Raw genomic sequence first — 16,331 nt, forward strand, 5'->3', positions numbered from 1 at the left:
AATGACTATCATGCAGGACACGATGTTGTTGTCGCGTAAGGAATCTGCCGCGACCTATTGGCAGCAATATCTTGCTGGGGCACAAAAAACGGCAAATGCCAGTCTGGCTAATGCCACTGAGAGCGAGACGCCATCCTCTGCTGCGCAGGAAGCGCGTGTGCTCATCTCCCGCGTTGAGCCGGCGCTGAGTAACGCATTGCTGGCGCTGGTGCAGCGTGAGTCCACCTCCTGGGATGTGCTGATTACGGCGGCGTGGAGTCTGCTGCTGAGTAAATACAGCGGTGAAGATGAGGTACTGTTTGGCAAGCGGTTTAATGCCCATGATGCGGGGAAACGTCACGACTTGCCGCTGCGCTTGCATCTTGATGCGGGTCTGGCGTTGCGCGACTGGTTTAACGATCTTGCATCCATGTTTGAGCAGCACCAGCGTCACGCCGACCTGATGCCGGATGCGCTTTCGCACAGTGCCGGTGCTTCATCAACCCCGGCGCTTTTCGAGTCACTGATCAGTGTGCATGACGAGCAAGACGTAGAGAAGAAACACACTGTGCAGGTACCGTTGCAGCTTATGGTGCAGACCGGGGCGACCTTGTCATTCGCGCTGCATTATCGCGGCGGCGACATCAGCGATGCCGATGCGCAGAACATTCTCAATCGCTTGCAGCAGTTGCTGTCGAGCTTTGTGCAGGGCAGTGAACGAACGCTGGGCGAACAGTCACTGCTCAATAGCGCGGAAGTTGAGCGCGTTATTCATGAATGGAATGCGACGCAACTTGATGTGACGTTGGATCGTTCACTCTATGCGCTGTTTGCAGAGCAAGTCGCGGCCAGAAACGATGCCACCGCGCTGGTGGCAGGCGATGTGCGGTTAAGCTATCGCCAGCTTGCCGGACGTGCTGAACAGATTGCTGCGGGGTTGCGCCGTGTCGGCGTGACGCAGGGTGATCGTATCGTGCTAAGCATGGATAAAACGCCGAATCTGATCGCGGCCATGCTGGGTATCATCAAACTGGGTGCCGCTTATGTGCCTGTCGGTCTGGATGCGCCGGTTGAGCGCCGTGCGTTCATCATCAACGATGCGAAGGTGCGTTGGACGCTGACCAGCCGGGCTGATCAGTCGAACTTTAGCGAGGACGAAAGCAGCACCTTGTTGTTCGTGGAGGATTATCTGGATCAGGCGCAAACCGATAGCGGGTTGCGTGAGGATAACTCCGCCGACATCGTCGATTCGCACACCATTGCCTACATTATCTATACCTCTGGCACAACCGGTACGCCGAAAGGGGTGGAGATAGCACACCGCAGCCTGATCAACTTCTGCGCCTGGTGTGAACACATCGGTATTTTTAGCGTCGGACAACCTATTACCCAGTTCGCGCCTTATACCTTTGATGCGTCAGCCGGTGAGATTTTCGGCACCCTGACACGCGGCTGTGAGTTGCACTTGTTGTCGAATGCGTTGATTCAGAATCCGCCTGCGTTGATGGCGTACATGACTGAAAACGACATCCGTTTTTCCGCGTTTCCGCCGCCGTATCTCACGCACTTAGATCCCGCCGGTGTGCCGCAAGGGATGACCATTCTGACCGCGGGTTCAGCCCCGACGCTTGGGCTGATTGAGCGCTGGAGCGAGCGCTGCCGTTACATCAATGGCTACGGCCCGACAGAAACCACCATTATGTCGTCGGCCTGGATGCGTGGCTTTGAGAAAGCGCAGGACACTCGCCTGAGCATCGGTCGGCCAATTGCCAATACCCGGATGTATGTTGTCGATAATCTGGGACAACTTTGCGCGCCCGGTATGGCCGGTGAAATCTGGATCGGCGGCGAAGGCGTGGCGGTCGGGTACATGAACCGTCCTGAGCTGACGGCTCAGCAGTTTATCGCTGACCCCTGGGTTGCCGGAGGCCGGGTTTACCGCACTGGCGATATCGGACGCTGGTTTGACGATGGGCGCATCGAGTTCCTCGGTCGGCGCGATCACCAAATTAAGCTGAGCGGATACCGCATCGAGCTTGGCGAAATCGAATCGCGTATTGCGGCGCTGGAACATATCAAAGACGCGACGGTTATCGGTATCACGCCGGATGGCGGCGAGGCCCGTCTGGTGGCCTATGTGGTGCCAGAGGGCGAGGGCGGCAGTGCGGCGATTGCACAATGGCGCGAGGTGCTGGCCACGCAACTGCCGAGCTATATGATCCCGGCGGCGTTTGTGGTGATGGAATCACTGCCGCTGACCGCCAATGGCAAGATTGATCGTAAAGCCTTGCCGTTACCGGACAACAGTGCTTACGTGCAGCGTGATTTTGAAGCCCCCAACACGGGTACGGAAACGGTGCTGGCGCAGCTATGGCAGACGATTTTGGGTGTGCATCAGGTTGGTCGGCAGGACAATTTCTTCGAGCTGGGCGGTCATTCTCTGCTGGCGATGCAATTGCAGGCGATGCTGCGTGAACAGAAGCTCTACACCGACGTGCCAACCATTTTCACACATCCGGTGCTGGCTGACCTGGCGCTACAGGTGGCCCATGAGGAGGATGCTCCGCAGGCGTTCGTTGTTCCGGCTAATCGGGTGACGCCTGAAACCACTGAGCTGCATCCGGCGCATTTCCCGCTGGTGTCGTTGTCTGAACAGCAGATAGACCAGATCGTCGCTCGCATACCTGGAGGCGTTGCCAATATTCAGGATATCTATGCGCTGGCGCCGTTGCAGGAAGGCATCCTGTTCCACCATTTGTTCGATGAAGCTGGAGACCCCTACCTGCAGTGCGGTCATCTGTCGTTTGCACACCAGCAGACGCTGGATAAATACCTTGACGCTGTTCAACGCGTGATTGAACGTCATGATATCTTGCGCACCGCGTTTATCTGGGAAGGGGTAGAAACGCCGGTACAGGTCGTGCTGCGCAAGGCGCGTCTGCACGTAACGACGCTTACCCTGGATGCCCGGCAAGGCCCGGTGGTAGAGCAGATGAAAGCGCGCTTCGATCCGCTTGTCTACCGCATCGATCTTACCCAACCGCCGTTAGTCCACATGGTGGTGGCTTATGACGACGAGCAGGCACACTGGGAAGCCTTGATGTATATCCATCATTTGGTGGATGACATTGCCTCACTGCAGATTTTGCTCTCCGACATTCAGGCATTCCTCACCGGCCAGGGTGACGGTTTGCCTGCGCCAGTGCCGTTCCGCCACCATGTGGCGCGTTTGCAACACTATAGCGATAGCCAACAGCAACTGGCTTTTTTCAGCGGGATGCTGGCGGATATCACTGAACCATCGGTGCCGTTTAATCTCAAAAGCGGCCATCTCAACGGCCAGCGCATCACTGAAACACGGCGTCCGCTTGAGGCGTCGCTTGCTCAACGGCTGCGTGCTCAGGCCCGCCGTCTTGGCGTCGGCGTGAGTAGCTTGTGTCATTTGAGCTGGGCACGCGTGCTGAGCGCTGCCTGCGGCAGCGATACCGTGGTGTTCGGTACAGTCATGTCTGGGCGTATGCACGGTGAAAGCAGCGATAAAATCATGGGACCTTGTATCAATACGCTGCCGCTGCGTCTTGATGTGGGCGATGTTAATGCCACCGATGCCGTGCGTCAGGCGCATCAGCGTCTTACCGCCTTGATAAAACATGAACAGGCTACCTTGTCGCTCGCACAACAAGGCAGCGGGATTGTGGCACCGACGCCGATGTTCAGCGCGGTGTTCAACTACCGCCGTAACCGCCCAACCGACATGGACGTGTTAGGGAGTATTGAATTTGATGGCATGGCGTGGCATGGCTTTGAAGAACGCACCAACTATCCTATCGCCGTCTCTGTTGATGATGCCGACGATGGATTTGATATCGGCGTTCAGGTGATTGAATCGCTGTCTGGTGCGCGCATTATGGGCTACTTCCAGCAGAGTATGCTTAGCCTGGTGGAGGCGCTTGAAGCCGAGGCGGCGTCTTGTGCTGCGCCAATGCGGTTGAATGAACTGGCGATTCTGCCGCCAGAGGAGCGTCAGCAACTGCTGAAAACCTGGAATGATACGGCGCAGCCTTTCCCGGCAACGGTGACGATTCACCAGTTGTTCGAGCTGCAGGTCGCTCAACGTCCGCAGGCGCTGGCGTTGCAAATGGGCGATGTTCGTCTCAGTTATGCCGAGCTTAATCAGCACGCCAACCGTCTTGCGCATCATCTGATCGCTTGCGGTATTACGCCGGATACCTGCGTGGCGCTGTGTACGGAACGCACGGAAACGATGCTTATCGCCTTGCTGGCGATCCTCAAAGCCGGCGGGGCTTACATTCCGCTCGACCCGGAATATCCCGCGACGCGGCTGGCCTATATTCTCGACGATGCCAAACCTAAAGTGCTGGTGGTTGACCGGCGTGGGCGCGAAGTCTTTGGTTCCGCGCTGAACAGCGATGTTACGGTCGTTGACCTGGAGCATGATGGCGCGCAATGGGCAGCACGGCCTGACAGCAACCCTGATGTGGCGACGCTCAACGCCAGACATCTGGCCTACGTGATCTACACCTCTGGTTCTACCGGTAAGCCGAAAGGCGTGATGGTTGAACACCGTCAGGTGGTGAACTTCCTGACCGGGATGCAGGCATTGTTCAACCTTGGCGTTGAGGATTGTTTGCTCTCCGTCACCAGTATCTCATTTGATATTGCCGGGCTTGAGCTGTACTTACCGCTGATGACGGGCGCGTCGATTGTACTGACGAGTCGCACGCAGGCGATGGACCCTCACGCACTGTTGACGCTGTTGCAAACCCTGAACATCACCATTATGCAGGCGACCCCCACCACCTGGCGCTTGCTGGTAGATGCCAATTCAACACCGCACCAACAGCTGAAGATCCTTTGCGGCGGCGAAGCCCTGCCAAGTGATTTGGCCCGACGTCTCCATGCATTCGGTGAGTCGTTGTGGAACCTCTACGGGCCGACGGAAACCACCGTGTGGTCAACCTGCAATCGCGTTGGTGCCGGGGATGTCACGCAATACAACCAGTCGATTGGTCACCCGATTGCCAACACGCAAGTCTATCTGCTGGACAAGCACGGCAAACCGGTGCCGATGGGCGCTATCGGAGAGTTGTATATCGGTGGTGACGGGGTGGCTCGTGGTTATCATCAGCGCCCTGAGCTGACCGCCGAGCGTTTTATTCCTGATCCGTTCTCAACCGATCCGGCGGCGCGTCTCTATCGTACCGGCGATTTTGCGCAATTTATGGATGATGGCCGCCTGGTATTCCTTGGGCGTACCGACCATCAATTGAAATTACGCGGTCACCGTATTGAGCTGGGGGAAATTGAAGCGCGGTTGTTGAGCCATCCTTCGGTGCGTGAAGCGGTCGTGGTTGCCAGAGAAGATATGTCCGGCGCGGCGCGCCTGGTGGCGTATGTGGTGCCTGGAGCGACCGACGATGCTGATGCTGACGATGCTCAAGAAAAGGTATCGCTTCAACGTGGCAGCCTTGATTTTAGCCTGTTCTTCTTCGGCGCCCATACTGATGCCCTGCAAGGGTATCACCATTGCATCGAGGTGACGGAATTTGGCGACCAACACGGTTTCACCGCCGTGTGGACGCCGGAACGTCACTTCCACAGTGTTGGGGCGCTGTTCGCCAATCCGGCGTTGTTAAGCGCCTCGCTGGCGGCCAGAACACGCCACATCCAACTGCGCTCCGGCAGCGTGGTGTTGCCATTGCACGACACGCTCTGCGTGGCCGAAGACTGGGCGATAGTGGACAACCTGTCGAATGGTCGTGTTGGTGTCGGCGTCGCGTCTGGCTGGAATCAACGGGATTTTGCGCTGGCGTCGCAGAACTACGATGAGCGCCGGGAATTGATGAATAAGGGCATTGAGGAGCTGAGAACGCTGTGGCAAGGCGGCAGCGTTTCTCGCCGCGATCACCATGGGAATGATATCCCGGTACGGATTTATCCCCTGCCGGTGCAAAAAGAGCTGCCGATTTGGGTAACGGCTGCTGGTGCGCCAGAAACCTTTGAGTTTGCAGGCCGCAGTGGCGCGCATTTGCTGACCCACCTGCTCACGCAGAATATCGAAAAGCTGACGCAAAACATCGCCATATACCGCGTCGCGCGTGAAAAAGCGGGCTTCGACCCCAGCACCGGCATCGTGACGGTGATGATTCATACCTACCTGGGGGAGAATCTGGACGAGGTATTGCATCAGGCGAAAGGGCCGTTCCTTGATTATCTGGAAGGTCATCTCAGCTTGCTGTCGGGGTGGCTCAAAGAGCAGGACATTGACATCGAGAATCTCCCCAATGCCGATAAACGCAACATCCTGGAGTTCGCTTTCAGGCGTTATACCCGCGAGCTGTCATTCATTGGTACGCCGGAATCGGCGATGTCGGTAGCGGAAAATCTACAGGAAGCCGGGGTGAATGAGGCCGCGTGTCTGATCGACTGGTTCGTGCCTGAAAACCCGTTAGCGGCGCTGGAACATGTCGCAACGCTTAAAGGGAAGGTTCAGAGCCACTTCAGTCGTAAGGCATTGCGTACACATCTGCAGGATGCATTGCCGGATTACATGGTGCCAGCCGCTTTCGTCACCCTCAAAGCGTTACCGTTGACCCCGAACGGCAAGATAGACCGTAACGCCCTGGTGCCGCCGGATGAGCTGTCCTTTGCCCGGTCTGCTTATGTACCACCACAAGGTGATATGGAAGTCACGATGGCGTCTATCTGGGAAGAATTACTGGGTATCGAGCGCGTCGGGCGTCAGGATCACTTCTTTGAACTCGGCGGCTATTCGCTGCTAGCCGTGCGTCTGATTGAGCAGTTGCGCCGAAGAGGGCTAAGTATCGAGATACGCACGCTGTTTGAAACCCCGGTTTTGGCAGACCTTGCAGCCAGAACCATCGAACTTGCGGAGACTCGGCTGTGATGAAGACGCGGTTCCCCACATTTTGGCTAAACGGCTCTGCCCGTTTCGTCGCATTGCATGACGTCAATCACCATCGATTACAGGTTATTATCACGGAGGATAAAAAATGAGCGATTTCGAACAATTACTGGTGACACTGGAAGAGGCAAAAATCTCGATATCGCTGGATAACGATGATTTGGTTATTACCTCAGCCAAAGGTGCGCTCACCAGCGAGATTAAAAGCGCGTTACGCGAGCACAAAGCGACTATGGTGAATGCGCTGCGTAATGGGAAACGCCTGTCAAACGCGTTTGAGGTGGTGGTCCCAGCGAACAAGATTACGCCTGAGACAACAGCCATTACGCCAGAGCTGTTGCCGCTTATCGATTTTACCCAGAAAGATATCGACCATGTGGTCGAACAGGTGGAAGGCGGCGTAAGCAATATTCAGGATATCTACTCGCTGGCACCGCTGCAGGAAGGGATCTTGTTCCACCATATGCTGGCCAGCAAAGGCGACCCGTACCTGCAAACCGGGCAGATGACGTTTGATAGCCGCGAAAAGGTAGATAACTACCTTGCGGCGGTGCAAAAGGTGGTAGATCGTCACGATATCATGCGTACCGGTTTCTACTGGGAAGGGGTATCGACCCCGTGCCAGGTGGTGCAGCGTCAGGCAAAACTGCATGTGCTGGACGTTGAGTTAGACCCGGCGGATGGCCCTATCGCCGAACAACTGGCCGAGCGTTTTGACCCGTCACATTACAGCATCGATCTGGCTAAACCGCCGTTGTTGCACGCCTTTGTCGCTTATGACAAGCGCAGTGATCGCTGGGAGATGTTCCGTGTGCTGCATCACCTGATCGATGATATTACCTCGGTGCTGATCCTGTCCTCCGAGATACATACCTTCCTGGCGGGTCGTGGTCACACCCTGCCTCCTGCACAGCCGTTCCGCCGCCTGATTGCGCAGGTTCGTCTTGGCAAAAGTCCACAGGAGCATGAACAGTATTTCCGCTCAACGCTGGGCGATATCGATGAACCCACTGCGCCTTACGGCCTGGTGAATATGCTGGATGATTTCGAGATAGTCGAAGTTAACCGTAAGGTTCCCCAGCGTTTGAACGATTCCCTGCGTGCACATGCGCGTCGGCTGGGGGTGAGCCTCGGTAGTATCTGCCATCTGGCATGGGGGCAGGTTCTGTCCTGCATCAGTGGGCAGGATTCGGTGGTGTTCGGTACGATTTTGTTTGGCCGTATGCACGCCGGCGACGGCGCCGACCAGATCATGGGTCCATTCATTAATACATTGCCGATCCGCCTTGATATGCATGGCGACAGTGTGGAAGAAAGTGTGCGCACCACGCACAAACGCCTGGCGGAACTGCTGAGCCATGAACATGCGTCGTTGGCATTGGCGCTGCGTTGCAGCGGCATTAGCGGTTCGATGCCGTTGTTCAACACCCTGTTTAACTATCGTCATAACCGCGAATCAGAAAGCGGTTCGCTGGATGTGGTGGTGCCAGATGCTGATCAGTGGGATGGTTTTGAAGAACGCACCACGTATCCGATTACCCTGTCGGTGGATGACTACGGCAATGCGCTGGGTCTGAATATTCAGGTGGTGGACTCTCTGGACCCTGAACTGCTGTTCGCCTATACGCAGCAGGCGCTTGAGAATATTTCTACTGCACTGAATGAAGCGCCTAATACGCCGATCCAGCAGATCTCGATTTTGCCTGATTCAGAACGTCACTTGCTGTTGAACGAATGGAATAACACCGACAAGGTTTATCCTGATGTTGCCTATACGCATCAGATGTTCGAAGAGCAGGTGAAACGGACGCCATCAGCCACGGCACTGCGCTTTGGTGATCGTAAACTGAGCTACGCAGAGTTGAATGCCCTGTCTAACCAGCTGGCGCATCATCTGCACCAACAGGGCGTGAAACCGGATGATCGCGTGGCTATCTGTCTGGATCGCAGCATCGAGATGGTGGTGGGGTTGATGGGTATCATCAAGGCGGGCGGGGCCTATGTGCCGCTCGACCCTGATTATCCGCAGGAGCGCTTAGCCTACATTCTGCAAGACTCGGCGCCGAAGCTGTTGCTGCTCGACAAACGTGGCCGTGAAGTGACTGCTGAACTTGATACCACCGGTATCGTTAAGCTGGAGCTGGATGCGGCGTCTCTGGCTGATTCTGCGTTGTCGAAGGAGTCCTTGTCGCCTGCTGAACTGGGCCTGACGTCACGCAATCTTGCCTATGTTATCTACACCTCCGGTTCGACCGGCAAGCCCAAAGGCGTGGAAAACGAACACCGTGGCCTGATCAACCGCTTGCAGTGGATGCAGGATGCGTATCAGCTCGACAGCAGTGATGCCGTATTACAAAAAACCACCTTCAGCTTTGACGTGTCGGTGTGGGAATTCTTCTGGCCGCTCTCGGTCGGCGCAACGCTGGTGATGGCTCCTCCGGGCGCACATAAAGATACTCAGGCGCTTGCCGAGGTGATTCAGGCCAACAACATCACCACCATGCACTTTGTACCGTCGATGCTGAACCTGTTCCTGGCAAACGACAGCGTGGCGGCCTGCCGTTCGCTGCGTCGCATTGTGTGCAGCGGTGAGGCGTTGAGTTCCGCCAGTGTGGCACGCTGCTACAAGCTGCTGCCGAACACCGCGGTACACAACCTGTATGGACCGACTGAAGCGGCCATCGACGTGACTGCCTGGACCTGCCCGAAAGATTTGCCCGAAACGGCGATAGTGCCGATTGGCCGTCCTATCGCCAACCTGCGTATCTATTTGCTGGACCAGTATTTGCGTCCGGTCCCGCGCGGCGTCGTAGGCGAGTTGTATATCGGCGGCGTCGGCGTGGCGCGTGGCTACCTCAATCGCCCGGATCTGACGGCGGAACGCTTCGTTCACGACCCGTTTGCCGCCGATGCCGACGCCCGGATGTACCGGACTGGCGACGTGGCGCGTTATCTGGCGAACGGCGATATCGAGTACCTCGGACGTAACGATAATCAGGTCAAGATTCGTGGGTTCCGTATCGAATTGGGCGAAATTGACGCTGAGTTACTCAAACAGCCGTCGATCAGCGAAGCGGTGGTCGTGGCGCGCGCTGATGCGCAAGGCGACTTGCGTCTGGTGGCCTATGTGGTGCTCAGTGCGCAAGCACAGGCCGAAGAGGTGAGTATCTCTGATCATATCGCGCAGTGGCGCAGCAGCCTGGCCGCCCAGTTGCCGGAATACATGGTGCCTGCGGCATTCGTCAAACTGGATCAACTGCCGCTGACTGCTAATGGCAAGTTGGACCGTAAGGCGTTGCCGCAGCCTGATGATTCCTCCTTCTCCCGTCGTGCTTATGAAGCCCCGCAGGGCGACATTGAAATTGCGATGGCGGAGTTGTGGCAGGAACTGCTGGGCGTTGAACGCATCGGACGTCACGACAACTTCTTTGAGTTGGGCGGGCATTCGCTGTTAGCGGTGCAACTGATGGAGCATTTGCGCCAGCGCGATTTGAGCACGGAGATCCGCGCCCTGTTCGATAGCCCGACGTTGGCGGAACTGTCCGCTCGTACCATTGAACTCGATGAGATGAGATTATGACTGATTTTGATGACATTTTGCAGATACTGGATCAGGCCAACATCGCCTTATCGCTTGATGGTGATGCACTGGTCATCAAGGCAGCAAAGGGGTCATTGACCCCTGATATCAAAGCGGCGTTGCGGGAGCACAAAGCGGCTCTTGTTGACGCCCTGCGCCAGGGAAGAGCGCTCTCCTCGCAAGACGGGAGTGGTGGCTCAAGGGTGCCGGTGAACCTGATCACGCCGCAGACGACCCACCTGACGCCGGATATGTTGCCGTTGATCGAGCTAACCCAGGCGGATATTGCGCATATTGTTGCCAATGTGCCGGGTGGCGTGGCGAATGTGCAGGATATCTATGCCTTGACGCCGTTACAGGAAGGGATTCTCTTTTTGCACCAACTGAGCGAAAAAGGGGACCCGTACCTACAGTTTGCCCGAATTTCACTGGCTAACCGTGAGGTGATGACGCGCTATGTCGAGGCGGTTCAACAGACCGTGGATCGGCATGACATTTTGCGCACGGCATTTTTCTCGCACGGGGTATCGCGTACCGCGCAGGTGGTGCTGCGTAATGCGCCGGTGCAGGTGACGGAAGTTGAGCTGGACCCGGCCAATGGCCCGATCATGGCGCAGTTGGTCGAGCGTTATAACCCATCGCATTACCGTATTGACCTGACTCAGGCGCCGCTGCTGAGTCTGTATACTGCGCGTGACCCGCAAACCGGGCGTTTTGAGATGCTGATGCTGCTGCATCATCTGATCGACGATATTACATCGTTGCAGATCATGATCCGGGACATTACCGCCTTTCTGATGGGACGTGGTCAGATATTGCCTGCGCCGCAACCCTTCCGCCGTCTGATCGCTAAGGTGCGCACCGGGACGACGCAGGAGGAGCATGAGACGTTCTTCCGGCAGATGCTGGGTGATATTGATGAACCGACGCTGGCATTCGGCATGTCAGCCGGTACGGCGGATAACACTGGGGTGAAGGAGTTACGCCAGAATGTCGAGCCGGGCGTTGTCGCACGTTTGCGTGCGCAGGCGCGCCGTCTCGGCGTCAGCATGGGTAGCCTCTGTCATCTGGTGTGGGGACAGGTGATGGCGCGCGCCAGTGACAACGATACCGTGGTGTTCGGCACCATCCTGCTTGGCCGTTTACAGGCCGGGGAAGGGGCCGACCAGATCATGGGACCGTTCATTAATACGCTGCCGATCCGCCTTGATTTGGGGCATGTTGGCGTGGAAGAAAGTGTGCGTTTAACGCATAAGCGTCTGGCGGCATTGCTGGACCATGAACACGCCTCGCTCAGTCTGGCTCAACGCTGTAGTGGGATTGCACCGCCAACCCCGTTGTTCAATGTGTTATTCAACTACCGTCATAACCAGCAGTCTGAAGACGAAAGCGTGGATACCACTGGCGAGCGAGATGAGGTGGAATGGCACGGCTTTGAGGAGCGCACCGATTACCCGTTGAGCGTGTCAGTGGATGACTTCGGTGAGACGTTGCGTTTGAACGTGCTTGCGGCAGCGCCGTTGTCTGCACAACGGATTGCGGGTTATCTCCAGCAGACCATGAAAAGCCTGGCTGATGCGCTGGATAACGCTCCGGCAACACCGATGCATGAGCTGGAGATTCTCCCGCCCAGCGAACGTACCCAACTGCTGGTTGACTGGAACGCCACGACGGTACCGTATCCGGCGGATACGCCAGTTCACCGTCTGTTCGAGCAGCAGGCGGCACGGACCCCGCACGCGGTAGCAGTCATCGAGGGGGACGAGCAGGTAAGCTACAGCAGCCTGGAGCAGCGTGCCAACCGTCTGGCACAGGTGCTGGTTGCGCGAGGGGTGCAGCCGGGGGACTTTGTTGCGTTGCTGCTGCCGCGTGGCAGCGCCTTGCTGGCGGCGACGCTTGCCATACTCAAGGCGGGGGCGGCTTACGTGCCGCTGGACCCACTGGCGCCGCAACAACGCTTGAGATGGATTATTGAAGATTGCTCTGCCCGCTTGCTGATAAGCGATGCGCATCAGGTGCTGGCGGCAGATATTAACCTGCCGGTAATCGATGTGCATAGCGCGGAGGTGATGCAGGCGAGTGCGGACGCGGTTGAGGTGCATATTTCTGCCAGTGCCCCAGCCTATATCATTTACACCTCCGGCTCCACCGGGGTACCGAAAGGTGTCGTCACGCCGCACTATGCCATCAATCGGCTGGTCATCAATAGCGGTATTAGCGACTTTGGACCTGGTACGCGGATGACCCTGGATGCCAATACCGCCTTTGACGCCAGCACGCTGGAGATGTGGGGACCGTTACTCAATGGCGGTGCCTGCGTGGTGATCGATCAGGATACCTTGCTTAATCCGGCTGCGCTGGTTCGGACTCTGGAACGCCATGAGGTCAATCTGGTGTGGTTGACCATCGGTCTGTTCAGCCAGCTTAGCAACGAGTTGATTCCGGTATTTCCTCGCTTCAGGGCGGTGTTTTTCGGTGGGGATGTTATCGATCCCAATATCATTGCCCATGTGCTGCGCGCGGCACCAACGGCGAAATTGGTGAATTGTTACGGCCCGACGGAAACCACCACGTTCGCCACCGTTTATCCGATCCACGATGTGGTGGATAACACCTCCAGCATTCCTATCGGGCGGCCTATCGGCAATACCCGGCTCTATGTGCTGGATAAACACCAGCATCCGGTGCCCGTCGGTGCGGTCGGCGAGCTGTATATCGGTGGGGATGGCGTTGCGCTTGGCTATCTGAACCGGGAGGAGTTGACCGCCGAGCGCTTCGTCGCCGACCCGTTTGTCGATGACCCGCACGCCCGCCTGTATCGTACCGGCGATCTGGTGCGTTATCAGGACGACGGCAATGTGCTGTTTATCGGGCGTAACGATCAACAGGTCAAGTTGCGCGGTTTTCGTATTGAACTGGGTGAGATCGAAACGCGTCTGACGGAACATCCGCTGGTTGAGAATGCGCTGGTGATGGCGGTGGATAACGGCAGCGGCAAACGTCTGGTGGCATACGTGGTTGGCGCAGGCTTGCAGGCTTCTGAGTCCGCGTTCTCTGAGACAGAATTGCAGGATTACCTCAGTACACGCTTGCCCGACTATATGATGCCGGCACGTATCGTTGCGCTGGCGCAATTCCCGCTTAACGCAAACGGAAAAGTGGACCGCAAAGCGCTGCCTGCGGTGGAATTCAGCGATACCGCCGTCTATCGGGCACCGCGTAATACGCGTGAAGCGGTGCTGTGCGAGTTGTATGCCGAATTACTCCAGCAGCCGCAAATCGGCATTGACGATGACTTCTTTGCAATGGGTGGGCATTCCATTCTGGCTACCGGATTAATCGCCCGTATCCGTGGTCGACTGGGTATTGAGCTGCCGGTTCGGTTACTGTTTGAAAACCCGACGGTAGCGAAACTGGCGAAACAGCTTGATGAGCAGGTCAAAGTGCGCAAACCGTTGACCCGCGTGGAACCGCGACCGGATCTGCTGCCCATTTCTTACAGCCAACAGTTGATGTGGGTGGGGCATACTGTCCGTGGTGGTGCGTCACTTAATACGCCGATTGTGGTCTCGCTTGAAGGCGAACTGGATGTGGTCGCGTTAACGGCTGCGTTGTACGACCTGGTAGAACGACATGAACCGCTGCGCACCCGGTTTGCGGTGGTAGATGGCCAGTCGGTTCAGGTCATCGAACCCTTTGCTAAGGTGCATATCGATGTCCCGTACACGCAAGTGGAAGCCGGGCAGGTATCACAGGCGGTGTTTACGGCGATTACCTCGTTATTCGACCTGTCGAAAGATTTGCCGTTCCGTCCGTCAATACTGCGGGTAGGGCCGCAAACACATATTCTGGTGATGCTATTTCACCATATTGCCTGTGACGCCTTTTCACTGGCACCGCTGACGCGAGATCTCACTCTGGCCTACAAGGCGCGTCTTGCCGGTCATGCACCGCAGTTTACGCCGCTGCCTGTTCAGTATGCCGATTATGCGGTATGGCACCGCGAGCTGCTCGGCTCCCCTGACGATGCGAACAGCCTGTATGCGGAACAACTGGCGTATTGGAAAACCACCCTTGCAGGAGTACCGCAAACGCTGGCGCTGCCGCAAGACTACCCACGCCCGGCTAAACCCAGCTATCGTGGCGAACTGGTGCCGTTGCAGATCAATGTCGATTTGCACCAGCGGCTGAGTGAGTTGGCTCGTGAGCGCAACATGACGCTGTCGATGGTATTGCAGGCGGCACTCGGCATCTATTACACCCAGCTTGGCGCAGGTGTCGATATTCCGCTGGGCGCGATTTCAGCCGGTCGCAGCGATGAAGCGCTACATAATCTGGTGGGGTGCTTCCTGACGCAGTGGGTGATGCGTGTTGATACCTCCGGCGAACCCACCGTGAATGAGGTACTCGCACGGGTGCGCGCGCAGGCACTCAGTTCGTATGGGCATCAGGATATTCCTTACCTGAAACTGGTCAGTGAGTTACTGCCGGAGCGTCCATTGTCTCACTACCCGCTGTACCAGACCATGATGATCCTGCAAAACGCCCCATCGGAAGCCCTCAATGTTCCTGGGTTGAACGCGCAGCTTTATCCCGTACACAGCGGACATGCCAAGTGGGATCTCTATTTCACGCTGTATGAAAAATACGATGAGACGGGGGAACCGCAGGGGCTGGAGGGCATTCTGGAGTATGCCCTCGATCTATTCCGTCGTGAAACCGCCGAGCGTATGGCCGCCGGTTATCTCGCTACATTGGAAGCGATGGTCGCCAGCCCGGATGCGCCGATAAGCACGCTTAATGAGGCCAGTCATCAGGGGCCGGAGCTGGATGTGGTGCAACGCCCTGCGACACGTTCAGCGCCTGCATCAACAGCGGATTTCAAGCCGCTTATCACCTTGCAAAAAGGTACAGCCGCCGTCACGCCGCTGTTTTGTGTGCCAGGGGCTGGCGCAAGCGTGACGGATTTTCTGCCGTTCGTACAGGCACTGCCTGACGATCAGCCGGTTTATGGCCTGCTGCCGAAAGGGATCGACGGTGTCGGCGAGCCTGATCTGTCGGTTGACGCGGTGGCTGAACGTAACCTCGCGGCGCTTCGTCAGGCGGGTATCAATGAGAAGACGCCTGTTCACCTGCTTGGTCACTCCTTTGGTGGGCAGGTTGCCTTTGAAATGGCGAGCCGACTGGCGGCTCAGGGCGGCTGTGTGGCGTCTTTGACGTTGATTGATTCCGAAGCGCCTCTTGGCCGCAAGGAAGACGCCGTCACGCCGAGCCTGGCTACCTGTATGCGCGAGTATGTTGAGAGCATCGGATTCACGTTAGAGATGGCGCTGGCGATTGATGACTCGCTTTACGCCAACCACAACATTGAACAGATGCTGTCTGTTGTTCACCAACACTTGCACCGCGCAGGGAAAATTCCGGCCCATTCGTCTTCACGGCTGCTGCAAGGCCCGTGGCAAACCTTTTATGCCGCCAGACAAACGCAGTATCGACCGACCGCGCGCTACCACGGTCCGGTGAACCTGATTCAGGTGCGAGATCCATGGAAACAGCCTGATGCGGATCGCCAGCGTCGATATGACGATGCGGCAGGATGGGCCTATTGGGCAGACAAACTTGAAACCATCGCCGGGCCAGCACAGCACTTTACGGTGTTGAAGGCACCGCATGTGACTGAACTGGCGCGAGGGTGGCTCCAGTTTGTGCAGTCTGTGCAGGCTGATAGCGCCAAAACCGCTACGGTGAACGGTGGGTAGCAGGTAAATGAGTAGCAGGTGAATGAATAGAAGGGCTTGTCCCCGTACTGCAGCAAGGGCAGGGTTG

The 16,331-nt window shown here is 57.0% G+C and carries 3 protein-coding genes; all 3 read left to right on the forward strand.

Going from position 1 to position 16,331, the window contains the following annotated elements; translation table 11 throughout:
- Position 1: 1 nt before the first annotated feature.
- The 3 genes from Dpoa569_RS05215 to Dpoa569_RS05225 all read left to right on the forward strand — a co-directional run bounded on the left by Dpoa569_RS05215 (position 2) and on the right by Dpoa569_RS05225 (position 16,264).
- Positions 2–6,907, forward strand: coding sequence for a non-ribosomal peptide synthetase (locus Dpoa569_RS05215; protein ID WP_042871928.1), 6,906 nt, complete (start codon positions 2–4; stop codon positions 6,905–6,907).
- 106 nt (positions 6,908–7,013) lie between these two features.
- The gene (solG, locus tag Dpoa569_RS05220; RefSeq protein WP_042871926.1) at positions 7,014–10,505 is read left to right on the forward strand and encodes a solanimycin non-ribosomal peptide synthetase SolG; all 3,492 of its coding nucleotides are present in this window, start codon (positions 7,014–7,016) and stop codon (positions 10,503–10,505) included.
- Positions 10,502–16,264 carry a non-ribosomal peptide synthetase gene (locus tag Dpoa569_RS05225; RefSeq protein ID WP_042871925.1) on the forward strand — a complete coding sequence of 1,921 codons (5,763 nt, stop codon included), beginning with the start codon at positions 10,502–10,504 and terminating at the stop codon, positions 16,262–16,264. The genes solG and Dpoa569_RS05225 overlap by 4 nt, the downstream gene beginning before the upstream one ends.
- Positions 16,265–16,331 lie beyond the last annotated feature (67 nt).

Source organism: Dickeya poaceiphila (assembly GCF_007858975.2).
In the GTDB taxonomy this organism is placed as follows: Bacteria; Pseudomonadota; Gammaproteobacteria; order Enterobacterales; family Enterobacteriaceae; genus Dickeya; species Dickeya poaceiphila.

Excerpts from the sequence above, each read along its gene's own strand:
- Dpoa569_RS05215 (WP_042871928.1), top strand. The coding sequence starts at position 2 with ATGACTATCATGCAGGACACGATGTTGTTGTCGCGTAAGGAATCTGCC.
- solG (WP_042871926.1), top strand. The coding sequence starts at position 7,014 with ATGAGCGATTTCGAACAATTACTGGTGACACTGGAAGAGGCAAAAATC.
- Dpoa569_RS05225 (WP_042871925.1), top strand. The coding sequence starts at position 10,502 with ATGACTGATTTTGATGACATTTTGCAGATACTGGATCAGGCCAACATC.